The following is a 25,351-nucleotide window of genomic DNA, read 5'->3' as shown; positions in this document are numbered from 1 at the left end:
AAAATGAACGGAATAATATTTTTGGTCTTTGACCAAAATATGACCAAAAAAATTTGAAGTTATGAATTTAACTCCACAATTGATGAGACGTAATTCTCGTAATCCTTAATTCGATTTTGGTCAAGTTTCTTACTAATGTGTGAATAAACATCTGCTGTCACCATCATGCTTTTGTGACCTAATCGTTCTTGGATGTATTTCATGTCAGCTCCTGACTCTAAAAGGAGAACAGCATGTGTATGGCGTAAAGCATGAATTGGCATTTTATCAATATTAGATCTTTTTAAGATACGATTAAAAGCATTAAAAAGAGTAGACTTTGGCAGAAAGTTTCCGTCAACTCTGCAAAACACCAAATTGAGATCATGCTTATAATTATCCTGTAACATTTGTTTGTTTTCAAATTGCCACTTCTTATGTTTTTGCAAAGCAGCGGAGAGGAAGAGCTAATTAATATTCTTCGTTTGGATTCATATGTTTTAGTTTCTCCAAATAGTTCCTCAGATGATTTTGCAGAGAAATCTAAGGTGTTAGTAATGTCTATGTAATTTTCTCTTAGATTAATATTTGTCCATTGTAGAGCAGCAGCTTCACCTTTACGCATACCGGTTTCTATGAGTGATCTAAAAAAGATATAGTAAATATAGTTGTATTTATATGCTTCCTGAAGAAATTTTGGAATATCCTCAGAAAGCATATATTCCAGAACGTTTTTTTTCTTGCTATTTTTATTAGACACAGTTGCACCATAACAAGGGTTTTTTGTGAGTTTACCTATAATGACAGCCTTGCTGAAAGCATTAAACATCGTACCGTGTATGATTTCCACAGTACGCTTGCTATAACCTTGACTGGTTAAATAGTTTAAGAATTTTTGATACATAATCGGCTTAATATCTGTAATTTTGATATTTTTGAAGTAGGGAAGGATATGATTCATGATGTTTCGTTCGTGGAGTTCATATGTGTTCTTTCTAACGGTGTCTTTTTTGTATTCATGTAGCCAATTGATCAGAAAGTTTTCGAGTGATATGGTGCTCGTGTCCAACTCTAATCCTGCTGCTATTTGCTTTTCTTGTTCTGTTGCAGCTTGCTGAGCTTCTTTTTTTGTTTTAAAACCACTTTTTGATTTTACTTTGTATTTGAGTGTGAAAGGATCCTTAAAGGAAATACGATATTCCCACTTGTCTCCTCTCTTTCTGAATGTGGCCATTATTTCACCTCAGTTATTAAAATGGGATCTCATCTACTTGCTGTTGGGTATTCTCTTCTTTCCAATATTCCAATATATCATTTAAGTAGTATGTAGAGGTACAACCGCAATTATGACAAAAACGAGCATTTCCTTCCAGAAGAGTGCCGCAACCTTCTAATTTATGCCATGAGATACGTGGATCATGCTTTTCCTCTACTGAAATACCAGTGCATTTGTTGACTAAATATGTACCACAAATATGGCAGTATTCACCGTGTAAATCTTGATTATTACAAGTTGGGCAATTTAATGCTCTACCGTTATCGTCTAAAATAAAGCTAGCAAATTCCATATTTTTTTCCTCTCCTTGGATTAAATGAGTACTTCCGCATACTTTGCAAAACTGTGCATGTTCTTGTATAAAAAAACATGCACAGTTCAAACATGTTTTTCCATTCTTATACTTTTGGATTGTTCTATTGAATAACTTATGAATTGTTGTATTCCTAGAGTAAATTATTCCTTTTTTTAAACCGTTATTAAAAAAGTCTAAAATATTTTTAGCTGCTTCTAGTGAAATGTTGAAAATATCAGAGACTACATTAGGATTGGTTGGTCTTAATTCGTACATCAGGCTTTGTGGAGCCAATAGATTTCTTGCGAAACAGTTAGCTTCTTTTTCAAAAACATCGTATTCATCTGAAGTTAAGGAATTTCGGTTAAAAATAGTTTTATTTGTTATTTCATTATGTTTTAGAATAAAATGTCCGATTTCGTGAGCTATTGTCCATCGTACTCTTCCTTTATTTTCTATTCTGTCGTTATAAAAAATTACATATGAACCCTTCGATTTTCTATACCAACAGCATCCTTCGTCACTCTCAAAATGTTCGCAGGTTTCTTCTATAGTAAGATTATGTGTAGAGGCATACCAAGAATACGTTTTTATTTTTAGATTAGGAATATGTTTCACAAGAGATTTAACTTTTATTGGTAATGTTGTGACTTTATTCTGTTCTAACAGATTGTACGCTGCGTATTCTGCTTTTTTAAAATTAGGTTTAGAGATCATCGTCATCATCGTCATCGTCATCAAAAGCTTTATCGAAAGTAATTTTCATGATGTCCAACATTTTCTTTCTGTCTTTAGGAGACAGGTTTTTGGCAGCGCGTTGAATAGTTCTGAAATCTTCGTCTAATTCTTCATCTTCAATATTAGATAACCCTAATAAATAATCAGTGTTTGTATTTAGTACCTGGGCTATTTTAGTAAGTACGTCTCCAGGGATATTGGTTATTTTTCCACGTTCATAATGGGAAATATTGACCCTGTTCATACTAAGCTTTTCTGCTAGTTCATCTTGAGATAACCCTTTTTGCACTCGCAATTGTTTAATTCTAATCCCAGGATGTGACATGTAACGCACCTCCAAAAAATAAAAATTATTAACAACCTCTTGCGTAATTATAAATTACATGTTACTATCAATTACGTAAGGGGTGTTACATAAACATGACTTCTAAAACTGAACGTAAAATTCGAGAAACTTTTAAATCTTTACGTACTCAAAAAGGAACACAACGGGAAGTGGCAAGTAAATTGGGCGTTACTGAAACCACAGTCCGAAATATTGAAAATGGACATACAGACCCTGGGTTAGAGCTAGTTTTTGGATTTGCAGTATATTTTGATGTTCCTATTCAAGAACTATGGCCAGATCTGTTAGAAAGAGGACGTAAAAGATTATCAAATCTTACAATGTAATTATAAACCGTAATTATTGATTACGCAAATGTTTTTTATGCAACATGGCTTTTTTTTACACTCTTATGTAAGTGTCAATTACTTTGGAGGTGGGAGTAAAAAATGGATTTATCAATATTGGTTAAAAACAATCAAAGAGTCTTAACTACAGCACAAATAGCTAAAGCTTATGGAACGAGTCATAGAAGAATATCTGAAAATTTCAATTCAAATAAACAGCGTTACAAAGAAGGGAAGCACTTTTTCTTACTTCAAGGAAACGAGTTAAAGTCATTTGGACAGCAATACGGAAATACCGTATCAGTCGAAAGAGTATCTAAACTATACCTTTGGACAGAAAAAGGTGCTTGGCTACATGCAAAGTCTTTAAATTCTAATCAAGCTTGGGATGCTTATGAAATTCTTGTAGACGATTATTATTCTTTGAAAGATATATATAGACTGCCAACTAGTTATAAAGAAGCTTTGTTGCAATTAGTCAGTCAAATTGAAAAAAATGAACAACTAGAAACACAAAACTTAATTCTTATACAACAGGTTAATGAATGTCAGCCCAAAGCATCTTATTACGATATGGTTCTGCAAAATAAGTCACTTCTATCAGTATCCAAAATCGCCAAGGACTATGGTATGAGTGCCATAAAATTGAACAAGTTGCTTCATGAATTAGGCGTGCAGTACAAGCAGGGGGACATATGGCTCTTGTATGCAAAACACCAAGATAAGGGGTACACACAAACTCATACTCACGTTATTGATGCTGAAAAATCTAAAGTACAAACAAAGTGGACTCAAAAAGGAAGATTGTTCATTTACGAACTTTTAAAGCAACAAAGCATTCTGCCAATAATTGAACGAGAAGAGCGTGCTTCGTAAGGGGGAACAAGAATTGTTTGAATTAACAATGAAAGCAGATTCTGATTCATTTAGAAATAATCTCTATGATTTGCTTCAGGAAGTTGCTGCTTCAATTATAGAAGACCATAAACAAGAAAATGAACTTCCTTATATGATCAGTAAAGCTCAGCTAGCTAAACATATATTTAATGTCAGTTCTCAAACGCTTGATGTTCACGTGATTAATAGACCAGACTTTCCAAAGTTTAAAGTTGGCGAAAGAATATTGTTTCCACGAGACATGGTGCTTGATTGGATTAAAAAGCATATTGAGGTCGTTGAAAAAATCAAACTAAACAATTAAAGGGAGAGAAGGAAATTGTAGATCAAAAGGAGGTGACGAAATGAGCGACAAACTAAATAAAACAACCCCTGCGGCAACAGAGGTTGAGTCTAAACTTTTTCGACGTATTGGTATTTCTAGTTATGGAATTAAACAGCAAAGAATCAGTGAAAATCCAACTGATAATCTAAAAAGCACACTGAGTGTTGAATTCTTATTTATCAGTCGGAATTCAGGTGTTGAAAAATTCGATAAGTTTTTGAAAGATTTGGCCCTATTCATTGAAGAACAGAACAAGCAAACCTAGAGTCCAATTCTAGACTTAATAAACGCAGCTGCGACTTGAGACACAGTAGGTAATGACACACTAGCAAGTTGGGAAATTTTCGCTTTAGTGTCTTTCCAAATACCATCGTCTCTTATATTGTCCAAAAATTCATGTCCGGAGAAGGAAATTGAAGAAACAACAATGTCCCATATCTCACCATCGCCTCTTTGGATAGAACCTATAAGATATTCATTTTCAATTAGTTTAGTGACACAGTAAATTGTTTCATCTTGACCAAACTTGTCTGCGATTTTAGAAGATTTGATATCGCTTAAACAGATATCATCATTGAGACCTAGGTTTTCTTCAAATTCAAGCATTAGCAATCTAACACAATCATGATTCAGTTTCATAGTTTCACCACCTATTTAAACAGATAATAACATTATACCAATGATTGGAAAGGAGAAGAAATATGGATCTAAATCAATTTTTAAAAGCTGACTGTGAAAAGTCAGTAAGGTTGATTAAATCAACACAATTTCTTGTTGATGAATTACTAAGCGATGCCATCAAGGATCAAGATTTTGACGGATGTGTTGAGATAGCTGGATCAGTTATTACGAATTGTAAGGAACTTAAACGGATTAAGCAGTCGGAACATAGAGTCCAGCTACACAAAATCGCATCAAAATTTGAAGATAGAGGTTTAAAGATTTCAAATGTAACGAGACCGATGAAATAAATTTAAAGCACAAAAAGTATTGAATGATATAAATTTTGCTTAAAAATTTTTTGTTTTATGGTTGACTCACCATAAAAAACATAATTTTTACCCCAAAAACCACATAAGTTAGGAACTATTTTTATGCATTATTTAAAGAATAAAATATATATAGAACCAAAAAAGCCCACACTGCAATGTGGACTTAAAAAAACAAAAGCAAGTTCCATTTTAAATGGAACCTTTAACAAAATCAATTAGAGGAAGGTGTCTCATTTGAATCCATTACAGGATTTTGAACTAAATGAAATTAATAACGGCGAACTGTCGGGGGACCGTCCACAGTTTGAAATTACTGATATGAACAGCCTGAATTGGGCTTTCCGGAAAATAGCTGCTCTCAAGTCGCAGGAAAAGGAAATCAAAGCGCTGGCAGCAACAGAAAAGCAACGTATTGAAGAATGGGAAAGGCAGGAGCTTAAGCCTTTAAGTGACAGTCTTTCATTCTTTGAAAACCTAGTTAGCGTCTATCATACAAAGCAGCTGCAAGAAGACCCGAAGGCAAAAACACTTTCCACACCTTATGGGAAATCTAAAAGCCGGACAACCAAAGCATCGCCTAAAGAAGTGGACAAGGGAAAACTTCTGCATCATGTGAAAGATGCTGGCATGACTGAATTTATAAAAGAGTCTGTGGCATGGGGTGATCTTAAAAAGACACTGACTGTCACTGAACTTGAAGGGAAACCGATCGTAATTGATTTAAATGGACAAGCCGTCCCAGGCGTAGAAGTGCAGCCGGAAACAGTCAACTTCAAAGTGGAGGTATAAGCTATGTTTCAAGTAACAGACGCACAGCGTCAAAAGGAAAAAGCGATTGTTGGATTTATAGGTCCGAGTGGTTCCGGTAAAACAGCCGGAGCGCTGCTAGTAGCATACGGAATGATGCGGGAAGCATATCCGAAAGCAAGTGATGAGGAAATCTGGTCAAAGATCGGCGTTGTTGATACAGAGCACCGCCGCGCAAAACTGTACGCTAATTTACAATTTGATGAAATTCTTATAGGGAGCTTTAAGCATATTGATTTTACGCCTCCTTACACAACCGAACGTTATCAAATGGCTGTTGAAGCAATTAAGAACGCAGGGGCCGAGGTGGTTGTAGTTGATTCACTTTCCCACAACTGGCAGGGGAAGGTGGAATTGTTGAAACACACGGCAGCATGTCCGGCAACTCTTTTCAAAACTGGGGTAAACTTGCGCCGGAAACAACAAAGCTAATTAAAACATTGACGCAAAATGATGTTCATATTCTGGCAACATTGAGAACAAAAACTGAATATGTTGTTGAAGCCGATAATAACGGGAAAATGGCACCTCGTAAGGTCGGGACTAAGCCAGTTCAAAAAGATGAAATGGAATATGAATTTATGCTTAATTTTACCATTAGCATTGATCATATGGCTGAAACGTCTAAAGACAATACACGAATGTTTGAAGGCTCTTCAATAAAGTTAAATCCTGACGTTGGCCGTAAACTTTATAAATGGTTAGAGCTTGGCATTGATGTAAAAGCAGAAGAAGAATTCGAAAGAATCGGCTTAATTACACATATTAAAACTTTAATTGAAGATAACGAAGAGGCAGCTCAAATGATTGAGGAATTTCAGATTAAAGCAAATAAGAAACTTGATCAATGGAATGTCAAACTTGCTAACGCTGCTATTGATAGATTAAACAGCGTACTTGGAGGTGAGCAAGTTGAAAAATGATACAAAGCTCGAGACGATTCGTGAGCATGCAAGCATATCAGATGTGCTCTGGTTAATTTCAGAGATTGATAGATTGAATAGTGGCATAGATAGTGTAATTTATGATTTGCAAAATGAAGACACCAGCGATCCGCTCGTATTGGATCAAGTAACTCAAAATCTTGTAACCGTACTGAACGGTAAATAAAAATTTTGGAGGAATTAAGTATGTTTACAGTAGATCACAGCAAAGGCGATTCATTTGAACCAATTAAACCAGGAGAATATGAAGCAACAGTTATCAATTTTGAAGCCAAAACAGCAGCTACGGGAAATGAGCGACTTGTCGTAGATTATGAAATTCGTTCGGATGTTGAACAGCCGTGCCAAGGGCAGAAAATCTTATATGATAACTTCACGGTTACAGAGAAAGCAATGTGGAGATTCCACCAGGCATCAAAAGCCGCAGGTTTTCCTAACGGAATGAAATTCAAAGATCATATCGAATGGGCGAATGCTTTCTTAAATAAACCAGTTCGTCTAGTTGTCGGAGAAAGAGAGCATAACGGGAAAAAATATCCCGAAGTCAAAGGGTTTAAACCATCCGAAGCGTCGGCCCCGGAAAATGATCCAGTGAATATTAGTGACGATGATGTACCTTTTTGATCATAGAAAACACAATTGAGGGAGTGTATAGCTCCCTCGTCTTTAAAGGGGAGTTATTACATGTACGAATTTAAGAATATACCGCAAGAGCTCAAAAACGCCCCTCAATGGATATTATGGCGTTCCGAAGAACGTGACGGCAAGAAAACAAAAGTGCCATATCAAATTGACGGCAGCATGGCACAGTCAAGTAATAAAAGAACCTGGTCAACATTTCCGACCATTATAAAATTTTATAATAACCGAGACTATGACGGGATCGGCTTCATGTTTTCAAAAGATGATCCGTTTATAGGCATAGATATTGACCATTGTGTCGAGGATGGGGTTTTGTCACCATTCGCACAAGAAATTGTTGATAGTGTAGGCAGCTATACCGAATTTTCACCAAGTGGTAAAGGTGTCCACATTATTGCCAAAGGTAAGATACCATTACGGGGCCAGGGCACAGGAAGAAAAAACCCCGAACTTGGATTGGAAGTATATCGACATGGTCGTTATTTTACCTTTACAGGAAACAGTCTCGGGATAGGGGCCATTGAAGAACGGTCAGACAAGCTCAAGGAGCTTTTCGATAGATATTTGAAGGACAAAAAAGAAGAAACGAAAACATCTAGCCCGCCTGCTGCTTCATCCCGTGATATGTACAACCTCTCTAATAAAGAGATTTGGGAAAGGATGTTCAACAGTAAGAATGGAAAGAGCATTCAAGATTTGTTTAACGGTCATTTGATAAACGAGGATCATTCTGCCACAGATATGGCCCTGTGTAATCATTTGGCGTTTTGGACCGATAAAGACACTTCAAAAATGGATTCAATGTTTCGTGAAACGGGATTGTATCGGGAAAAGTGGGATCGGCAACATTCGTCCGATGGTGCTACATATGGAGAAATGACCATTGCAGCTGCCGTTTATTCTACTCATAAAACAATATCCGATTTGATGGAAGAACAGCAGGATCAGCCTTACGAAGTATATATTTCTCATCCTGATAATTCTCAAGTTGAGGATACCGAAGAAATTATAGATACGCCGCCCGTGTTTCATTTGACAGAGTTGGGGAACGCTGAAAGGCTTGTCTATTATCACGGGAAAAATATCCGGTATTGTAATGAGCTTGAATGGTTAATTTGGAACGGGAAGATGTGGGAGGAAGACAGCAAAAGAAAGATTGAGGCTTTAGCTGCTCAAACGTTGCGTGCTATTTATGGTGAAGCAAAAGCAACGGAAGACGGGTACAAAAAAAAGCAGCTGAACGATTGGGCCAAAAAATGTGAGCGCCGCAATATTCGGATGAATACGATTTTAGATACAAGGCCTATGGTTGCCGTAAAAAAAGAGGAGCTTGACTCACATAAATATCTCTTTAATTGTGAAAATGGTGTGATCAATTTAAAAACAGGTGAAATATTGCCACATGATCGGGATTTACTCTTTACAAAAATTTCAACAGTTGCTTATCAAAAAGACGCGGAATGTCCAAACTGGAAAGCATTTTTAGAAAGTATTTTCATAGATGAAAACGGGCAGCCGAACTATGAAATTATTAATTTTATGCAAAAAGCCATTGGCTATGCATTAACGGGTGATACGTCTGAACAAGTCATGTTCTTCCTGTTTGGAAATGGCCGTAATGGTAAATCAACGTTTATCAATACTGTTCAGCAACTACTAGGAGACTATGGAAGGCAAACGAACAGCGACACTTTTATCAAAAAGAAAAATGATAGCAGCATCAACAATGACATAGCCCGCCTAGATGGTGCACGCTTTGTGTCGGCTGTAGAGAGTGAAGAAGGCCAGCAACTTTCTGAATCATTAGTGAAGCAGATCACCGGAGGCGAAAAGATGTCCGCCCGTTTCTTGCGCCAGGAGTATTTTGAATTTACACCGGAATTTAAAGTGTTCTTTACGACAAACCATAAACCAATCGTAAAGGGAAGCGACGAGGGTATTTGGAGACGCATTCGATTAGTTCCTTTTACGGTTACGATTCCAAAAGAAAAAGTAGATAAGAAGTTGCCGCAGAAACTAGCTGCAGAAATGCCAGGTATTCTAAGGTGGGCCGTTGAGGGTTGTTTGAAATGGCAAAAGGAAGGGCTCAAGGAACCGGAAGTCATAAGGAAAGCAACCGAGGGATATCGAGAGGATATGGACATTTTAGGGCCGTTTCTTGCTGAAAGATGTGTTATTCATCCAACTGCAAAAATCGAGGCAAAAGAAATCTATAAGGAATACAAAGATTGGTGTTATGAAAATGATGATGTTGAATTAAAAAACCGCGCCTTTTATCGTCAATTAGAAATTCGAGGTTTTAAAAAAGGAAAAGGCGCAAAAAATAAGACATTTATTCATGGAATGACATTAATTCAGTATGCAGGAGGAAGTTTATTACAGAGTGACGATGGTCGGGTTACTGAAAGGGTTACTGAATTCACTTCAAAAAGTAACCCAAATAAGGTTACTTCAATCAATAGAAAGAAGCTCTAACCATTGATATATAAGGGTTTTTAATATTTTACATTTTTTAGGGGTTATTGAGGGTTACTTAATTTCCGTGTTCCTCTCACATGAAAATTAATTAATAAAAAATAATATATATAAGTATTTATAGACTTTAATAGAAAAATAGGTAACCCCGATAACCCAATAACCCTAAATAGGTTATAAACCCTTGATATGACTGGTTTTTTAATGGGTTACTGAAATTTTTATTTAATAACCCATTCTTAAAAGAGGTGAAAAAATGAATTTTGCGGATGCTATTGAGGATTTCCTAACAGACCGATGTATTCGTTCTTCTGGTAGAAAGATTGAAGCCCAACTTCTTTATATTGCATGTAGAGAATATTTTGGTTTACGTGAAAACTCATTTATTGGTACTCGAACATTTTATGAAGTATTAAGACAGTTAAAATATGATCTTAGAAAATCGACTGGTAATAAACTCTTTGTTTTTGATATGGCATTAAAAAGTGGTGATTCAAATGCATCCAAAACAAATTTGTGCTGACATAGAAACGTTGGGCGCTCGTTTGGTTCTCGATGGTAACGATCTTTATATTGAGAATCCCGAAAACGTCTATCAAGAACTTGTGGAATTTGTCCAGTCTTACAAGAAACGAATTATTCGTTATTTGAAAGGCGAATACTCGGATAAAGAACATAATGTGAAACAAACAATAGATAAAATCATTAATTATTACATGGGCATTGCTCAAGACTTAAATACAAAAATAGATGACTGGTTTAATCATGATTGGGAGGCAGCGATAAAAGTCTCGAGATTGCTCGTTTTATTTTGGGAGAACGGATGGAGAGACTTTGACAGTTCCGTTTCAAATTTTGAAAGTGAGGAAACGGACAAACTCTCATTAGAAATTTATGAAAGGGCAATGTCTTATTTTAAGGGGAATAAATCATGACTATTATTCATTACAACTATTCAGACACAGAGTTAAAAGAAATTTTAGGCAGCATGGTCATTATTGTGGATACGAGAGAACAGAAGAATCAACATGTTCTTGACTATCTTCGCAAAAAGAACGTATCAATCAAATTCAAAGGGATGAAGACGGGTGACTATTCCGCAATGATACCCAAAAATGAGGAATACGGGATTAATAGGGACATGTATTTGAACGCTGCTATCGAACGGAAAAACGGAATTGATGAGCTTGTTCAATCCATTAAGGATCGTTCCAGGTTTGAAAATGAATTGATTCGAGCATCGAAAAACCCTTTCACTCTTCTTGTGGAAGACCTGGAAGGGTATCAAAAGATACTCAACGGGAAATATCGTTCAAAATATGAACCGAAATCGTTGTTAGGCAGCTTAAAGACATTTGAAGTGCGTTACAATTTTTCAACTGTTTTTATTAATCCAAGTGCGACCGGAAACTATATCTATCATCACTTTCATTACATGGCCCGTGAATTACTAAAGGGGGGCTTGATGTGAATGAATTAATGAAGGTCCTTTATCTTGAGCGAAAAAAGGATGAAATCAAAGCGCAGCTACTTAAAATGGGATATTTTAAAACGCCTGATGGTCGGCAGTTGTATGAGCTTTCACTAGATGAATTAGACGGAATATTCAAAAAACAATTGATTGAAAGGGGAAAATAAATATGGCTTTTGTAGGTTTTGAAGAATCACATGAGGTGCGGCAACTGGCTAAAAGTTTAATTGATGAACACCACCCACATTTAAAAGATGCGATAGGACATATTGGTTTTTATATTCGAGAAGGAAGCAGCAAATGGGCGGGGAAAGCGAAAAAATGCACGGCCTTTGAGCGCCATATGACTGATTACATGCTTTTTGTATTCATCAATAAGGAAGCATGGAAAACGATGAACCAAGAGCAGCGCGCCGCCCTGGTCGATCATGAGCTTTGTCATTTTACCCGCTCGGAATGGGAGGAACCCGATCCGAATGACTCAAGCAAATGGATTACTATGTACGGGCCCGCAGAAGACCCTGACAGCTGGGGGATCCGGGAGCATGACGTTGAAGAGTTTTCGGAAATCATTGAGCGTCATGGTCTTTGGGAAAAAGGGATTGAATCATTTGCTGCTGCCGTCCGTGAGGCTGACTATCAAATGAATATTGATGATGTGAATAGACTTCAAAGGGTGAAATGATGGGAGGCGACGGAATGAGAGAGATTAAATTTCAATGTATTTATAGACCAACAAAAGAAAAGTTTTTTCCGCACTATATCGATTTTATTAACACCATTGTCGTCGGTAATTTTAACGGAGTAATAGGCAACTGGTGTCATTTCTCTTCAGAACCAAGCGGGTATGGTGATGTTTGGTTAAGACAGTACACCGGATTAAAGGATAAGAATCAAAAAGAGATTTACGAGGGGGATGTCCTAGAAAAAACATGTGAATTATACACAAATTTCGGTAAAACCCCAACAGGTCGTTTTCACACTTCATATGTTAAGGTCATTTGGATTGATGAGGGCTGGGGATACGAAGTTATCAATAATAACGGTAAGGGCTTAATTAACGGATATAAAGCGCAAGGATTAAAGATAACTACAAAATATTCAGTAGTGTACGGCAATATCTATGAAAATCCTGATCTATTGGAGGCATTGAGGTGAGAGGTGACAAGGAATTGACCCGATTAAAAAGAAAAATAGATAGGCTCATTGCAAAGTGTGACAGGAAAGGGCATGAGTTTAGTGATATTGAAATCGGAACTATTAGGAGAATTGCATATGCAAAAAGCATGAACGATCTCAATTATTTAGTGTTGATGTCTATTAAAATGGTTTTTGATAACCACAAGATCAGATAATGTGGCCGGAGCCGGGAAGGGGGAAGCTATGATTTATCTAATTATAGGAATCGCCATTCTTGCCGCTCCATTCATCTGGATGGAGATTGCAGAAAGACGGATCCAGGAATGGGAAAAAGAAAAATGAACGAATGGAGGGAAAGGATGTCAAAGGAACAATTATCTTTTCTCGATGATGTGGACGAGAAGGCCGTCCGAAAAATAGTCATCAAAGAATTGAAAGATTATCGCGCGCTCAAAGTCCAATTAGAGAATAAAAAAGAATGTTCATCTGCCGGCATTAATATTTTCCCTTCCCTCCGGAATTCATATTCTATAAATGAGCTCAAAGTCAAGCAGATGGAACGTGCTTTACAAAACAGTTTGGACGACGAGGAGCGTTTGATCATCGAAAAAAAATACCTGACAGCTGCCAGGGTGAAAGACATCAATATTTATATGGAACTCGGCATGAAAAAGGATACCTATTATGAAATAAAGCAACGGGCGATCTGCCGTATAGCAACAGCACTCGGAATTATCTGAGTGCTTTTTTCATCGAGAAAAACCCGACAAAATCCCGACATTTTTCCGATAATCGGGGGGATAAAGAGGGGGAATTTTTATGTGTGCTTTATCGATAAGATTTACTTATCAAGAAATAACGGGAGACGCACAATTCCCTTATCAAGGTGAATTCGGATACTCAAATTAAGGCGATGAAGAATGAGGCCAAACGGGAGGAACATTCTGAGCCGGATCGCGCTAGTCTTGCGGCTTTGGTATCGGGAGATTGTAAGAAATATGTTTTTTGGACATGCCGTCTTACAATGCTTGGCTTCCTCCCGGAGTATGTGTGAGACGCAAATTTGAATGAGCATTTAGCACAGGGAGGATAAAGATAGAGCACCCTAAAATTTTTTTCGACAATTTTCGTGAATAGTTTCATTTTACTGCTTGTTATACAATAATTAAGTAAGGGGGTGAATTTATTGAAACTAAAAATTATTATGGATAGTGGTAAAGAATATGTAACTGAGAAATTTGATTCAAAAGAAGATTTATTGAATTCAACCATGTATGGCCCTGGAAGGGTTAACTATGTCAGTATTGACGAAGAGAAAAAGATAATACTGAATGCAGAACACATTTCTTCTTTTGAAATTCTTGACTAAGCACCCAATGTGGTGCTTTTTTATATTCTCTGTAAACTGCTTCCGGTAAATCTCAGGGACAAATGTATAGACTCTGAAATCTCACTTGGTAAATAAAGTGGATATTTACTTTTTTTACATAAATAATTAAGGTGAAAACGTTTAATGATAACAATTAAGAGAGGTGGTGAAAATAATGATCGATCTTAAAGGATTATCTTTAAATGACATTACTTTTAATGAACAGAATCAGGTTGTTATTACTAATGCGTCAATTAATAAGCAAGTACGGGAAGTTCTAGGATCAATCGATACTCTTGAATGGTCAGTCAAAATTAAAAAAATCAGCATTGATATTAGTGGTATTGAGATAGAAGGGTAAATTTACTATTAATGTTTCTAAAGGGAGTTACAAGATGGAATTAAGACGAATTTTAAGTGATGAAAAATTAAGAACAGATATCATCAAACAGCTTTATCGTACAGATCATCAAGATTTTAAGACTGACGAGATTGAGAAGTATATAAATAATTGGCAAGAAAGCGTTGGTACAGAAGGGTTTCCAAAGGACTTAGAAAATATAATCAAGTTAGTTGGTCGCCCAGTTCTTGAGATACGACATAACACTTTTGTTCCGCCACTTGCTGAAGAGTGGCATAAAAAATTAAGTTACAATAGAGTGAATATCGAAAATGCAATTCCTGCAGTGGGGCGTGTAGAATTGCGTGAACATCCCAGGTTTGAATGGCTTGGCACGGGTTGGATGGTTGCAAAAAATATTTTAGTCACTAACAGACATATTGCAGAAATTTTTGCGGAAAAAGAAGGTTCTAAATATAACTTTAAATATAATTTTAACGGCAAACAAATTCAAGCTCGTATAGATTTCCGGGAAGAGTATCAAGTCGCTGATCAAATTGAGTTTAGTATTGATAAAGTGTTGTATATTGAAGAGCCAGATAATGGAGAAAATAAAAGACCGGATCTGGCTTTTTTACAAATATCACTTGATTCTAATTCTAATACTCAGTTGCCAGAACCCATAGAATTATCCGAAGAAAAGCTTTCAAGTGATAGAGATGTTGTTGTAATTGGTTACCCTGCAAGGGATAGCAGAGTGGGTGACTTGAAAGAAATGGAAAGGATTTTCGGTTCAATTTATGATGTTAAAAGAATGGCTCCTGGAGTTGCATATCCTTCTTCAGACAAGGAATGGCTTATAAATCATGATTGCTCTACTTTAGGAGGTAACTCAGGCTCTGTTGTTTTAGATATAGAAACAGGGAAAGCAGTTGGGATTCATTATGGTGGAAGGTACCTTGATAAAAATTATGCTGTATCTTCAACTGAGATAATCAAGATATTAAATTCAATTAAATAGTTATATAAGAGGAGTGAAATTATATGTCGAAAAATAATGCAGTGGTAATTTCAGTTGTGATTAATGGTGAAGCAGATAAAATGAAAAAGTTAGAGATAGATGCAATAGCTAATAGAATCGATAGGGTTATTAAAGGAGAGAAAGTAGAAGCTCTTAATGCTTCTGATACTGAAAGAAGATGTGATGGTATTGACATCGGGGGATTTATATGTATTGGAAGTTCCCGAGATTAATTCTTAATATATTTTTTATACGCTTTCCTAATGGAAGGCGTTTTTTCTTGAAAAAAAGGATGGTTAATTTTAAAAAATGAGTTCAAAAAAAATAGCCTTTTTCATGGTTGAAATAAACATATGATTAAGTCTCTGAAGCCTTGCAATGAACCTAGATGCCCCAACCTTACACGCGAGGGCTACTGCGAACAGCACAAGCGAACCAAACCGGCCTATGATCAATACCGGGAGTCTGCTGCCAAGCGTGGATATAACAGCAAGTGGAGGCAGGCGCGTCTTGGCTACCTGTCAAAGCATCCGTTTTGTGTATCATGCATGATGGAAGGTAGACGGGTGCCAGCAACAGTAGTCGATCATATCAAACCGCATAAAGGAGACATGAAACTCTTTTGGGACTCAAGCAACTGGCAGCCGCTGTGTGCGCCCTGCCACAGTAGGAAGACCGCGAAGGAGGATGGAGGCTTTGGCAACAGAACATCAAACCTGCGTATGTGATCACTGTGGAACCAAGTTCCATATCAAAGGATGTTCGAAAGTTAGGAAGTGTGACAACGGGGTGCGGCAGCATTACATCAAGTGCCCGCGGTGTCAGACTGAATACACGTCCTACTACACGAACGAGACGATCAGGCGCATGCAGCAGAAGGTAAAGAAGCTGACTGTACTACGTCTCAAAGCACAAGCTCAAAAGGGAATTGACGTATACAAGCAGAAATTTACGCAAGCTCGAGAGGAATTAGAGACGGCCATGCTGCAGCTGCGGGAGGAAATGGAGACCCCCCGCCCTTAAATCTCTGGAAAGGTTTCGCCGGAGACCGCGCTCCCCTCCACATTTTGAAAAATTCCCTAAATGAAATTTCGGAAGGAGGTGAGGGAATGGCAAGACCAAGGCAACCGGTTGATTTATTGCTTGTGAAAGGTAAGAAAAACCTGACAAAACAGGAGATTGAGGAACGAAGAAAGCAGGAGATCAAGGCGCCAAGCGACAAAGTAAAGGCGCCTTCTTATTTGCCAAAAGACTTAAAAAGAGAGTTCAAAAAAATAGCGGATGAGCTGAAAAACATCGGAATTATGACGAATTTAGATGTTGATGCGCTCGCCCGTTTTTTATATTCACGGAAGCTTTACCTTCAGGTGACGGACCAGCTGCTTGAGCAGGGGCCAATGAAAACAATAGTCGTCAGAGATGTGGACGAACAGGGAAATATCGTGGGGGAAAAAGAAAAAACGGTAGTCAATGAAGCGTATTCGGACTTGCTTATCAATCAAGATAAACTATTCAAACAATGCCGGCAGGCTTCCAGTGATTTGGGCTTAACCATTTCCTCGCGCTGCAAGCTCGTTATTCCTAAAAAGGATGACGACAAGCCGAAATCAAAAGAGGAAGAGCGGTTCGGGGGCCGGATGTAATGCAAGAGGTCACCGCTGAAATTCTGATTGAGCGTGTATGGGCCTATTGCGAAAAAATAATTTCCGGTGAGATAAAGGCTTGTCAAAAGCATAAATGGGCTGTGCAGCGGTTTTTTAAAGATGTTGAGGCGTTAGCGGACCCGAATTGTCTCTATTATTTCGATGCTGAAGCGGTGCTTGATTTTTATGAATGGGCGCGGCAGTTCAGACATGTTGAGGGAATACTTGCGGGTGAGCCTATTGAGCTGACAGACTTTCAACTTTTTATCGCGGCCAATATATACGGTTTTTATAAAAAGGAAAACGGTGCCCGCCGGTTCCGAAAAGTTTATATTCAGCTGGCTCGTAAGAATGCAAAATCGCAATTTCTCGCACTCATGGCTTCTTATGAAGTGTTCCCGACCACGGAAAAACACCGGGTGTTTATTGCGGGATGGTCCCGGGAGCAGTCAGACGAAGTTTACCAGGCGATTCTTGAACAGCTGCAGCATGCTCCGATCCTTGAAGGAAAATATACATCCGCAAACGGCCGGGTAAAAAAGTATAAAACGAACTCAATAATTCAGCCTCTTTCCCGGGAGGCGCGGAAGCTCGGGGACGGTAAAAACCCGTCATTGGGAATTGTGGATGAATACCATGCACATGAAACAAGCGAGATTTATGATGTGCTTGACAGTGGTATGGTCGCCCGCCGCAGCCCATTAATGGCAATCATCACGACAGCCGGGTTTAACATGGAGCGGCCGTGTTTTAAGGAATACCAATATACAAGCAAGATTCTCGATCCTGATGCTGACACAGAAAACGATGACTATTTTGTCATGATCTGCGAACTTGATCCAGATGACGACATAAAAGACGAGTCAAACTGGATCAAAGCCAATCCTATTGTTGCAACGTATCCGGAAGGTATGGAGTCACTACGCTCTGCCTTAAAGGTTGCGCTCGAAGTTCCAGAAAAAATGCGAAGCTTCCTTACCAAGAATATGAACCGATGGGTTGATCAAAAGGATAATGGATATATGAAAATGTCAAAATGGCACGCGTGCAGCGGTGAAATTCCTGATCTGGAAAACATGGCCGTATATCTTGGGCTGGATTTGTCCATGACTACCGACTTAACATCAGTCGGCTGGGTTGGTGTTCTTGATGGAATCTATTATGTCGGACAACATTCTTTCATGCCCGAGGGGCGCGCAAAAGAAAAGATGGCGACGGATAAAGTGCCGTATGATCTGTGGAAAGAGATGGGCTATATTACGTATACGCCCGGTGATGCAGTTGATTATCAATTTGTTGAAAAATGGATCATTGAATTTATTTACAAGCATCGGTTCCGGCCGCAGGAAACCGCATATGACAAATGGAATGCCTTGCATTTGGCCCAACGGCTTGAATCTAAAGGCCATACCATGGTGGAGATTCCGCAAAGAATCAATCATCTATCTTTGCCGACAAAAGACTTTCGTCAAAAAGTATATGACGGCAAAGTTGTTCACGGGGATGACCCGGTTTTAAATTGGGCGATCAATAACGCGATTATGAAAATTGATCCTCAGGAGAATATCATGCTGGATAAAGCAAAATCTCCGCAAAGAATCGACCCGGCTGCGGCTGTCATTAACGCATACGCCAGGGCGATGTATCACGAAACAAACCAAAAAGTAGACTTGAATGCACATTTCATGTCTGATAAATTCAGCTTTTAGGATGTGAGAGAATGAAAAAATTCCTGGCCTTTCTGCTTTTAATTTTAAATGATCTGCTGTTTGTGGTGGGGGCCGCCTTCATCCTTGCAGCTGCATATAGATTTAATACAAACATCGGTCTGATCCTGACGGGTGTATTTTTTATGTTTTATGCCTATCTCCTAACCAAGAAAGAGAGGTGAAATAATTGCTAATTGACCGGGTGTTTGAAAAACGATCAGGCTCCTCTGAGACTAGCGGCTTCAATGAATTGATAAATATGTTCGGCGGCCGGAAAACAGCAAGCGGCGAAACCGTAAATGAAAGAACTTCTTTGGTTCAGCCGGATGTTTTTGCCTGTGTGAATGTATTATCTGATGATATTGCAAAGCTGCCGATCCATACGTTTAAAAAAACAGAAAACGGCATAGAAAGTAATCCAGATCATCCCACTGCATACGCTATTTATGCACGTCCTAACCCTTATATGACGGCTTTTGTATGGAAAAAGTTGATGATGACGCAAGTTCTGACATGGGGAAATGGTTACTCATATATCCAATTTGGTGAGAACGGTTATCCAAAAGCACTGACTCCTTTACGTCCTGAAACTACAAACGCTTATATTAGTCCGAAGACGGGCATGTTGTGGTATCAAACGGTGGTCAACGGAAAGGCCATTGAGCTATATGATCATGAGGTGTTGCATTTTAAAGGACTGTCAACAGATGGCATACACGGAAAATCACCCATAGGTGTAGTACGTGAACATATCGGAGCTCAAGCGGCTGCCACGAAATATAATGCCAAGTTGTATAAAAATGAAGCGACACCCCGCGGGATCTTGAAAGTTCCTGCTTTTTTAGATGAAAAGCCTAAAGAGAATGTGCGTAAAGAATGGAAAAGAGTAAACCAAGGGGAAAATATCGCAATCATTGACAACGGTTTAGAATATCAGTCTATTTCTATGCCGTTACAAGAAGCCCAATTTGTAGAGTCAATGAAATTTAACAAGGCGCAAATCTCAATGATCTATAAAGTGCCGTTGCATAAACTCAATGAATTGGATAAAGCAACTTTCTCTAATATTGAGCATCAGTCTATCGAATATGTCAGGAATACCCTACAGCCGTGGATTGTGAATTTTGAACAAGAACTCAACGTCAAATTATTTATGGATCACAGACAGAGAAGCGGCCACTATGTAAAATTCAATGTCGCCAGTGAGCTGCGGGGAGATAGCCAGTCACAGGCAGAGTATTTTAAAACAATGCATGAAACAGGAGTACTGAATAAAAACGAAATTAGGGAGCTCATTGAACGCAATCCGATTCAACATGGAGACAAATATCTTGCAAGCTTAAATTATGTGTTCCTTGATTTCATGGAAGAATACCAGCGGCTTAAAGCTGGTTCAGCCATGAAGGGAGGTGACAGCAAGAATGAGTAAAGAAAAAGAAGTGCGGCTGCTCACGTCGCCAATTGAGATCCGTTCCGACGGTGAAGGACAAGCCGAATATGTGGAAGGCTATGCTTTGAAGTTTGAAAAATGGTCCGAGCGTTTGGGCTGGTTCAAAGAAATTATCAGCAGGAACGCTTTAGAATCTACCGATCTATCAAACGTCATTGCACTTTTTAACCATCGAGAAGATTTTCCTCTAGCAAGAAACACCGTTCCAGGAGAATCAGGACGGCTTGAATTAGAAATAGATGGTATAGGTCTTAAATTTAGATTTAAACCGTCAGACACGTCATATGCGCGCGATCTCATGGAGAATATACGCAGCGGAGTTATTAATCAATGTTCTTTTGCCTTTTCTTTGGATTACAACGACCAAGAACCTGACGAGTGGCGCATAAATGAAGATGAAGACATATACGAACGAAGAATAAACAACATTCACCGCATTTATGACATATCTCTTGTAACGACACCAGCGTATAGCGATACCGAAGCTGTGGTAGGTGCCCGCAGCTTAGAGAAATTAGAAGAAATGAAAGAACAACGAAGCGTACCAACAGATGAAACTTTAAAAATTGAATTGGAACTATTAAGCCTTGATCTTCCCGAATAAGGCTTTTTTTGCGTTCTATGAGGAGGAAAATACAAATGTCTAAAAAAGAAATTGAATTACGTCAGCAGTTTACGCAGAAGAAAGAAGATGCGGATAAGGCACTAGCAGAAGGAAAAACAGAGGAAGCGCGCCAGCTTCTCGATGAAGTGAAAGAGCTTAAGAATCAAATTGAATTGATGGTAGAAGGACGATCAATTGACGTGCCTGACCTATCTAACGTTGGTCCTTTTGTGCCGGAGCTAGAACGTAACCCGGAGGGGCGAAAAGGAGCCGAGGGAGATAAAGAAGAAAGGCAGCAGCAATACCGCAAGACTTTTCTAAAGAAATTAAGAGGAAAAAGACTTACCGATGAAGAGCGTGACCTTTTGGATAGTGAGGAATTCAGAGCAATGTCAGGCAAAAATGATGAAGATGGCGGGATTTTGATTCCTGAAGACATTGGAAGGCTAATCCATGAACTTAAACGAACTTATGAACCACTAGAGCAATATGTAACGGTTGAACCAGTTACGGGCCGTTCAGGATCACGTTTGTTAGAAAAGAATTCTGATATGGTACCGTTTGCCCGTCTTGAAGAATTAGAAGAATTACCTGAGTCCGATCAGCCAAAATTCACAAAAATGAATTATGCTATTGAAGATTTTGGAGGCATCATGACCTTATCAAATTCAATGTTAAACGATTCTGATCAAGCGATTATGAGATATGTCGCTAACTGGTTTGCAAAAAAATCAGTTGTTACCCGTAATAGCCTGATTTTGAATGTAATTGAATCTTTGAAAAAGGTAGAGATTGAGGGATTGGATGGAATTAAAAAAGCTTTAAATGTCACACTTGATCCTCTTGTATCCCAGGATCTATCGTGATGACTAACCAAGACGGATACAACTGGTTAGATACACTTAAAGACGGAGAAGGTAAATATTTAATGCAGCCGGATCCTACAAATCCAACAAAAAAACTTTTTGACGGCCGACCTGTTGTAAATATTTCTAACAAAGTCTTGAAAACACAAAAGGGTAAAGCGCCAATCATCATCGGTAATTTAAAAGAAGCGATTGTTCTATTTGATCGTCAGCAACAATCTATCGCTTCTACAGACGTAGGGGCAGGAGCCTTCGAAACAAACACTACGAAAGTCAGAGCAATTGAACGGGAAGACGTCCGAAAATGGGATGACGAAGCAGTGGTATTTGGACAAATTACGATCCAATAAGGAGGACACTATGGGATATACAACAAAAAACTACACCACTGACGGCGGGGGTCGAACTGTCATCGGTGGTGTTTTAGAGTTTGCAGGTGGAAAAATCGTCAAAGATGGTCAGGAAGTGAGTCTAGGTGGCGGCGGATCAGCTGCACCAGGAACCGTGACACATGAAATGCTTGCTGAAAAAGCTGTCCGTTCGGCAAACATCGGGACAGGGAGCGTCATGCCGGAGCATCTTAACTCATTAATAGAAACTAGAATCAAAGGAATGGAAGACGAAATAAAAGAGCTGAAAAGCAAACTGAGCAAAGAATAAACAAAGGAAAGGAATTGATCTAACATGGCAAAAGATTTTTTGAATGAAAGTAATGGAGTATTAACATCTGCAGAGGCGGACGCTGATGGTAAACCTATCACGGCTGTTTATGTAAAAGGAAACAGCGAAGAAAATCCTCTTTACATTCAAGGGATGCAAGGTGAACAAGGACCAAAAGGTGATACCGGTCCTCAAGGTCCAAAAGGCGATCCAGGAGAGCAGGGTCCAAAAGGCGACAAGGGAGATCCTGCAGTAATTGAAACAGGGGCTATTAAGAACGATCATTTAGGCGATGGGTCTGTCAACTCCCGAACAATCGGTAAAGGTAGCGTTAAATGGGACAACATCAATTCAGAGGTACAAAAAAGGATCACTGATTTAGAGTCTCGATTAGACCAAATTGAGGGGAAAGAAAATACTGAATAAGTAGGCGGTCTGCTATGGATTTAAAAATGCTGAAAGATGAATATTTAAAAATTGATACTGAACAAGATGACGCCTTGCTTAAAACCTTACTTACTGCAGCAAAGGGATATATCAAAAATGGTATAGGACGTTATGTGGAAGGAAATGCACAGTATGCGCTTGTAACAGGCATGCTTGTTGCACATTGGTACGAAAATCGAGGGGTGTATGAGTCAGGGGTTTCCGGCTCATCCATCCCTTTTACTATTCGGGATCAACTAACCCAACTTCGCTATGTGGAGGCAGAAGAGAATGAAGAAGATAAGCGAGTTGAATCGTCGCTTAACCTTTCAAGTAAAGAAAAGGGTACAGGACGACGAGCTGAATTGGAATGAATCCTACGAAAATGCTTTTGAGACATGGGGTTCAATTGAAGGATTTTCCGGCACAAAATCAGACACTCTTGTTGCTGGCGCGCTAGGGGTTAAGTCGCCGAAGAAAATTACAATTAGATACAGAGAAGATGTTACGCAAGATATGCGTATTCTTCATCGAACGGGTACCGATGACGCAGGAGAGCCAATCTATCGCACTTTCGATGTAATGGATTATAACGACATTGAAAATAAAAAGAAACAGCTTGAAATTACTTGTAACGAGGTCGGCATAAATGGCTGATATGGATATAGAAGGGTTCGAAGATCTAACGAGATATTTCAACAAGATCGGTGACGATGTTGAAAAAGCTGAAAAGATTGCCCTGAAAGCGGGCGGAGAAGTAATAAGAGAGCATCAAAAACGAAACGTGAATAAGAGTTCAAAAAATCAGCCTCACATGGTCGATAACATCACCGTTTCAGCTGCAAGAGAATCAAAAGACGGTGAGCTGTTTGTTTCGGTTGGACCAAATAGAAAAGTCGCTTATAGAGGGCGGTTTTTAGAGTGGGGCACGTCAAAAATGCCGCCACATCCATTCATTGAAAAAAGCGCAGTTGAAGGGGAGGGACAAGCTGTGAAGATCATGGAAAGAATTATTACGGCACCTATTAAATGAGCCTTGATGCAAAGAAAGAATTGAGTGCAGCGTTAATAAAAAACAATGAATTAAAGCAGCTTGTCACGGGTGGTTTTCATAATCTTGTGGCCGATGATGTGGCCGCATTCCCAAGAGTTGTATTTTCAGAGATTACAAATAGGGACCAGGAGTACAGAGACAACCATTCCGCAGCAAGTGAGGTTCGATTCCAGTTAAGCATATTTTCAAAAGCAGACACACGGAAAAACGAAACAGAAATAGCGAAACAAATAGATCGTCTTATGAAAGATTTAGGTTACGGAAGATATGATTCAGTCGATCTTTACGAAACAGATACAAAAATCTTTCACAGAGGCATGAGGTACGTCAAAACATTTTTCTAGGAGGAAAACAGATGGGGAAAACAATCTATGGACTAGACATGTTCCATTTTGCCGAGCTTATTCAGGATGATGACAAAGGACTTGAATATGCAAAGCCTGAAAGACTGCCAGGAGCTGTAAACGTCAAAGTCGATCCAAAATCAGAACAGTCTAAGTTTTGGGCTGATAACGGCGTGTTCGATTCATTTAACAACATGGGTGACATTGACCTTGAAGCAGAACTAGCGGATTTACCTATTGAGGTGCAAAACAAGATTTTCGGACACAAGGTCGAGAATGGGATTTCTTTTGCCAGTTCTGATGACAAGGCTATTTTCTTGGCTTTCGGCTTTAGGGCGAAAACATCCACAGGCGGCCATAGGTTTTACTGGTTCTTAAAGGGACTTCCTGAACTGATGGCTAACGAAAATAAAACCACAGAGGGGAAAGCAGATCCTGAAACCGCAAAATTCAAGGCAGGCTTTATGACTTTACAAAATAAGAAGGGGAAAAACCGTTGGAAGGCACAAGCTGAGTTCGACGAAGGCTTTGACCCGGATGAATGGTTTAAACAAGTTGTATACGACGGGGCGTCGTTTGCAAAAGGAAAAGATACAGAGGATTCCACAAGTTCAGTAGACATCGGAAAGGGCGTTTAATAACGCTCTTTTTTATTTTGTAATCGGGAGGCAATAGCATGGAAGCATTGACAATCACCTTGTATTTAAACGGTAAGAAAAAGAAATTTTCCACACCTAACTTTATCACGGGTGTTTTATTTAGGACTGCGGCAGAAATAACAGAAGACCTTGAATCGAATGATCCTGAAAGGATTTATACAAGTAAACAATCAGAGTTTATCTGTGAAGTGTTCGGAAACAAATTCACTGCAGAAGAATTTGAAAAAGGCATTGATTCAAGACTTTTATATAGAACAATCTACGCAACTGCAAACTATGTCATCGGAAATATCGTTGAAGCGAGCAAGATCCTGAATCCGGAAACCGCAGAGGAAGCAGAGCCGGGGGAGTAAGTTTGTCCGATGCTGTCCTTGATATGTATAACGCATTAGAGGACATTGGCTTTACTCAAAATCAGATAGACGAAATGGACATTGTCTATCACTTGAAGCGACTCGCGCGGCGCAAAGAAGCGAGCAAGGAAAAGCCAAGTAAAAACGCTGCAGCATCGGATAAGCCTTTATACATTGATCAGATACCTGGACTGTAAAAA

At 38.8% G+C, this 25,351-nt stretch carries 38 protein-coding genes and 3 pseudogenes; 37 read left to right on the top strand and 4 right to left on the bottom strand.

The genetic code is table 11. The features are described from left to right. Positions 1 to 59 precede the first annotated feature (59 nt). The 3 genes and pseudogenes from KFQ09_RS01125 to KFQ09_RS01115 form a co-directional block, all read right to left on the bottom strand. Positions 60 to 1,213, bottom strand: a pseudogene (locus KFQ09_RS01125) (tyrosine-type recombinase/integrase). A 16-nt stretch (positions 1,214 to 1,229) separates the two neighbouring features. Continuing rightward, positions 1,230 to 2,276 carry an ImmA/IrrE family metallo-endopeptidase gene (locus tag KFQ09_RS01120; RefSeq protein WP_255835977.1) on the bottom strand — a complete coding sequence of 349 codons (1,047 nt, stop codon included), beginning with the start codon at positions 2,274 to 2,276 and terminating at the stop codon, positions 1,230 to 1,232. Further along, positions 2,257 to 2,613, bottom strand: coding sequence for a helix-turn-helix domain-containing protein (locus KFQ09_RS01115; protein ID WP_034665907.1), 357 nt, complete (start codon positions 2,611 to 2,613; stop codon positions 2,257 to 2,259). The genes KFQ09_RS01120 and KFQ09_RS01115 overlap by 20 nt, the downstream gene beginning before the upstream one ends. 95 nt (positions 2,614 to 2,708) lie before the next feature. Between KFQ09_RS01115 and KFQ09_RS01110 the strand changes: the two genes are divergently transcribed. From KFQ09_RS01110 to KFQ09_RS01095, 4 genes are all read left to right on the top strand, one after another. Then, positions 2,709 to 2,960, top strand: coding sequence for a helix-turn-helix transcriptional regulator (locus KFQ09_RS01110; protein ID WP_045209998.1), 252 nt, complete (start codon positions 2,709 to 2,711; stop codon positions 2,958 to 2,960). Between the two features lie 102 nt (positions 2,961 to 3,062). Then, a complete protein-coding gene (locus KFQ09_RS01105; RefSeq protein ID WP_255835976.1) occupies positions 3,063 to 3,836 on the top strand; it encodes a phage antirepressor KilAC domain-containing protein in 774 nt (257 codons plus the stop codon). A gap of 13 nt (positions 3,837 to 3,849) precedes the next feature. Continuing rightward, positions 3,850 to 4,161 (top strand): MerR family transcriptional regulator, encoded by a 312-nt coding sequence (locus KFQ09_RS01100; protein ID WP_106072732.1) that lies wholly within the window; start codon positions 3,850 to 3,852, stop codon positions 4,159 to 4,161. Between the two features lie 40 nt (positions 4,162 to 4,201). After that, positions 4,202 to 4,447 carry a hypothetical protein gene (locus KFQ09_RS01095; RefSeq protein WP_144494897.1) on the top strand — a complete coding sequence of 82 codons (246 nt, stop codon included), beginning with the start codon at positions 4,202 to 4,204 and terminating at the stop codon, positions 4,445 to 4,447. On the opposite strand, the gene KFQ09_RS01090 is transcribed toward KFQ09_RS01095, so the two are convergent. Continuing rightward, a complete protein-coding gene (locus KFQ09_RS01090; protein WP_144494895.1) occupies positions 4,444 to 4,821 on the bottom strand; it encodes a DUF2513 domain-containing protein in 378 nt (125 codons plus the stop codon). The genes KFQ09_RS01095 and KFQ09_RS01090 overlap by 4 nt on opposite strands. Positions 4,822 to 4,883: 62 nt before the next feature. Between KFQ09_RS01090 and KFQ09_RS01085 the strand changes: the two genes are divergently transcribed. From KFQ09_RS01085 to KFQ09_RS00925, 33 genes and pseudogenes are all read left to right on the top strand, one after another. Beyond that, the gene (locus tag KFQ09_RS01085; RefSeq protein ID WP_255835975.1) at positions 4,884 to 5,153 is read left to right on the top strand and encodes a YqaH family protein; all 270 of its coding nucleotides are present in this window, start codon (positions 4,884 to 4,886) and stop codon (positions 5,151 to 5,153) included. Positions 5,154 to 5,408: 255 nt separating this feature from the next. Continuing rightward, positions 5,409 to 5,963, top strand: a complete 555-nt coding sequence (locus KFQ09_RS01080; RefSeq protein ID WP_255835974.1) for a host-nuclease inhibitor Gam family protein — start codon at positions 5,409 to 5,411, stop codon at positions 5,961 to 5,963. A gap of 3 nt (positions 5,964 to 5,966) precedes the next feature. After that, a pseudogene (locus tag KFQ09_RS01075) lies at positions 5,967 to 6,904 on the top strand (AAA family ATPase). After that, positions 6,894 to 7,091, top strand: coding sequence for a hypothetical protein (locus tag KFQ09_RS01070; RefSeq protein ID WP_255835973.1), 198 nt, complete (start codon positions 6,894 to 6,896; stop codon positions 7,089 to 7,091). Before KFQ09_RS01075 ends, KFQ09_RS01070 begins: the two are co-directional and overlap by 11 nt. A 20-nt stretch (positions 7,092 to 7,111) precedes the next feature. Beyond that, entirely contained in the window at positions 7,112 to 7,549 is a 438-nt protein-coding gene (locus KFQ09_RS01065) for a DUF669 domain-containing protein (protein ID WP_144494885.1), read from the top strand. A 60-nt stretch (positions 7,550 to 7,609) separates the two neighbouring features. Further along, on the top strand, positions 7,610 to 10,042 hold the full coding sequence (locus KFQ09_RS01060; protein WP_255835972.1) for a phage/plasmid primase, P4 family: 2,433 nt from the start codon (positions 7,610 to 7,612) through the stop codon (positions 10,040 to 10,042). Between the two features lie 256 nt (positions 10,043 to 10,298). Further along, positions 10,299 to 10,565 (top strand): hypothetical protein, encoded by a 267-nt coding sequence (locus KFQ09_RS01055; RefSeq protein ID WP_144494881.1) that lies wholly within the window; start codon positions 10,299 to 10,301, stop codon positions 10,563 to 10,565. Next, positions 10,540 to 10,977, top strand: a complete 438-nt coding sequence (locus KFQ09_RS01050) for a hypothetical protein (RefSeq protein ID WP_255835971.1) — start codon at positions 10,540 to 10,542, stop codon at positions 10,975 to 10,977. Before KFQ09_RS01055 ends, KFQ09_RS01050 begins: the two co-directional genes overlap by 26 nt. Further along, positions 10,974 to 11,513 carry an ERCC4 domain-containing protein gene (locus KFQ09_RS01045; RefSeq protein ID WP_255835970.1) on the top strand — a complete coding sequence of 180 codons (540 nt, stop codon included), beginning with the start codon at positions 10,974 to 10,976 and terminating at the stop codon, positions 11,511 to 11,513. Before KFQ09_RS01050 ends, KFQ09_RS01045 begins: the two co-directional genes overlap by 4 nt. Continuing rightward, complete coding sequence (fbpA, locus tag KFQ09_RS01040; protein ID WP_255835969.1) at positions 11,510 to 11,680, top strand: Fur-regulated basic protein FbpA; 171 nt, start codon at positions 11,510 to 11,512, stop codon at positions 11,678 to 11,680. The genes KFQ09_RS01045 and fbpA overlap by 4 nt, the downstream gene beginning before the upstream one ends. A gap of 2 nt (positions 11,681 to 11,682) precedes the next feature. After that, entirely contained in the window at positions 11,683 to 12,198 is a 516-nt protein-coding gene (locus tag KFQ09_RS01035; protein ID WP_255835968.1) for a putative metallopeptidase, read from the top strand. A gap of 14 nt (positions 12,199 to 12,212) precedes the next feature. After that, complete coding sequence (locus KFQ09_RS01030; RefSeq protein WP_255835967.1) at positions 12,213 to 12,671, top strand: YopX family protein; 459 nt, start codon at positions 12,213 to 12,215, stop codon at positions 12,669 to 12,671. Between the two features lie 341 nt (positions 12,672 to 13,012). After that, entirely contained in the window at positions 13,013 to 13,393 is a 381-nt protein-coding gene (locus tag KFQ09_RS01025; RefSeq protein WP_255835966.1) for an ArpU family phage packaging/lysis transcriptional regulator, read from the top strand. 446 nt (positions 13,394 to 13,839) lie between these two features. Further along, the gene (locus tag KFQ09_RS01020; protein WP_144573661.1) at positions 13,840 to 14,022 is read left to right on the top strand and encodes a hypothetical protein; all 183 of its coding nucleotides are present in this window, start codon (positions 13,840 to 13,842) and stop codon (positions 14,020 to 14,022) included. A 175-nt stretch (positions 14,023 to 14,197) separates the two neighbouring features. Next, a complete protein-coding gene (locus tag KFQ09_RS01015) occupies positions 14,198 to 14,383 on the top strand; it encodes a hypothetical protein (RefSeq protein ID WP_213418633.1) in 186 nt (61 codons plus the stop codon). Positions 14,384 to 14,417: 34 nt separating this feature from the next. Next, complete coding sequence (locus KFQ09_RS01010) at positions 14,418 to 15,383, top strand: trypsin-like serine peptidase (RefSeq protein ID WP_255835965.1); 966 nt, start codon at positions 14,418 to 14,420, stop codon at positions 15,381 to 15,383. Positions 15,384 to 15,406: 23 nt separating this feature from the next. Further along, a complete protein-coding gene (locus tag KFQ09_RS01005; protein WP_255835964.1) occupies positions 15,407 to 15,616 on the top strand; it encodes a hypothetical protein in 210 nt (69 codons plus the stop codon). Between the two features lie 120 nt (positions 15,617 to 15,736). Next, the gene (locus KFQ09_RS01000) at positions 15,737 to 16,111 is read left to right on the top strand and encodes an HNH endonuclease signature motif containing protein (RefSeq protein WP_255835963.1); all 375 of its coding nucleotides are present in this window, start codon (positions 15,737 to 15,739) and stop codon (positions 16,109 to 16,111) included. Positions 16,112 to 16,492: 381 nt separating this feature from the next. Beyond that, the gene (locus tag KFQ09_RS00995) at positions 16,493 to 17,026 is read left to right on the top strand and encodes a phage terminase small subunit P27 family (protein ID WP_009330377.1); all 534 of its coding nucleotides are present in this window, start codon (positions 16,493 to 16,495) and stop codon (positions 17,024 to 17,026) included. Beyond that, positions 17,026 to 18,735 carry a terminase large subunit gene (locus KFQ09_RS00990; RefSeq protein ID WP_255835962.1) on the top strand — a complete coding sequence of 570 codons (1,710 nt, stop codon included), beginning with the start codon at positions 17,026 to 17,028 and terminating at the stop codon, positions 18,733 to 18,735. Before KFQ09_RS00995 ends, KFQ09_RS00990 begins: the two co-directional genes overlap by 1 nt. 11 nt (positions 18,736 to 18,746) lie before the next feature. Next, a complete protein-coding gene (locus tag KFQ09_RS00985) occupies positions 18,747 to 18,917 on the top strand; it encodes a hypothetical protein (RefSeq protein ID WP_255835961.1) in 171 nt (56 codons plus the stop codon). A 5-nt stretch (positions 18,918 to 18,922) separates the two neighbouring features. Beyond that, the gene (locus KFQ09_RS00980) at positions 18,923 to 20,164 is read left to right on the top strand and encodes a phage portal protein (RefSeq protein ID WP_255835960.1); all 1,242 of its coding nucleotides are present in this window, start codon (positions 18,923 to 18,925) and stop codon (positions 20,162 to 20,164) included. Further along, positions 20,157 to 20,789, top strand: coding sequence for an HK97 family phage prohead protease (locus KFQ09_RS00975; protein ID WP_255835959.1), 633 nt, complete (start codon positions 20,157 to 20,159; stop codon positions 20,787 to 20,789). The genes KFQ09_RS00980 and KFQ09_RS00975 overlap by 8 nt, the downstream gene beginning before the upstream one ends. Positions 20,790 to 20,824: 35 nt before the next feature. Then, positions 20,825 to 22,005, top strand: a pseudogene (locus tag KFQ09_RS00970) (phage major capsid protein). Between the two features lie 10 nt (positions 22,006 to 22,015). After that, complete coding sequence (locus tag KFQ09_RS00965; protein ID WP_255835958.1) at positions 22,016 to 22,315, top strand: hypothetical protein; 300 nt, start codon at positions 22,016 to 22,018, stop codon at positions 22,313 to 22,315. A gap of 24 nt (positions 22,316 to 22,339) precedes the next feature. Continuing rightward, a complete protein-coding gene (locus KFQ09_RS00960) occupies positions 22,340 to 22,741 on the top strand; it encodes a collagen-like triple helix repeat-containing protein (RefSeq protein ID WP_255835957.1) in 402 nt (133 codons plus the stop codon). Positions 22,742 to 22,755: 14 nt separating this feature from the next. Beyond that, positions 22,756 to 23,115, top strand: coding sequence for a head-tail connector protein (locus KFQ09_RS00955; RefSeq protein WP_255835956.1), 360 nt, complete (start codon positions 22,756 to 22,758; stop codon positions 23,113 to 23,115). Beyond that, positions 23,033 to 23,398, top strand: coding sequence for a phage head closure protein (locus KFQ09_RS00950; protein WP_255835955.1), 366 nt, complete (start codon positions 23,033 to 23,035; stop codon positions 23,396 to 23,398). The genes KFQ09_RS00955 and KFQ09_RS00950 overlap by 83 nt, the downstream gene beginning before the upstream one ends. After that, positions 23,391 to 23,774, top strand: a complete 384-nt coding sequence (locus tag KFQ09_RS00945; RefSeq protein ID WP_255835954.1) for an HK97-gp10 family putative phage morphogenesis protein — start codon at positions 23,391 to 23,393, stop codon at positions 23,772 to 23,774. The genes KFQ09_RS00950 and KFQ09_RS00945 overlap by 8 nt, the downstream gene beginning before the upstream one ends. Then, positions 23,771 to 24,139, top strand: coding sequence for a tail completion protein gp17 (locus KFQ09_RS00940; protein ID WP_205184842.1), 369 nt, complete (start codon positions 23,771 to 23,773; stop codon positions 24,137 to 24,139). Before KFQ09_RS00945 ends, KFQ09_RS00940 begins: the two co-directional genes overlap by 4 nt. Before the next feature lie 11 nt (positions 24,140 to 24,150). Then, entirely contained in the window at positions 24,151 to 24,777 is a 627-nt protein-coding gene (locus KFQ09_RS00935) for a major tail protein (RefSeq protein ID WP_205184840.1), read from the top strand. 38 nt (positions 24,778 to 24,815) lie between these two features. Beyond that, positions 24,816 to 25,151 carry a phage tail assembly chaperone G gene (gene gpG / locus KFQ09_RS00930; RefSeq protein WP_255835953.1) on the top strand — a complete coding sequence of 112 codons (336 nt, stop codon included), beginning with the start codon at positions 24,816 to 24,818 and terminating at the stop codon, positions 25,149 to 25,151. Between the two features lie 2 nt (positions 25,152 to 25,153). After that, positions 25,154 to 25,348: a hypothetical protein gene (locus tag KFQ09_RS00925; RefSeq protein ID WP_017367766.1), complete on the top strand. Its 195-nt coding sequence runs from the start codon at positions 25,154 to 25,156 to the stop codon at positions 25,346 to 25,348. Positions 25,349 to 25,351 lie beyond the last annotated feature (3 nt).

Source organism: Bacillus sp. FS02 (assembly GCF_024398395.1).
Taxonomy (GTDB): domain Bacteria; phylum Bacillota; class Bacilli; order Bacillales; family Bacillaceae; genus Bacillus; species Bacillus altitudinis.
The sequence above is the reverse complement of the archived record's forward strand: the minus strand, read 5'-3'. Positions and strand labels throughout refer to the sequence as shown.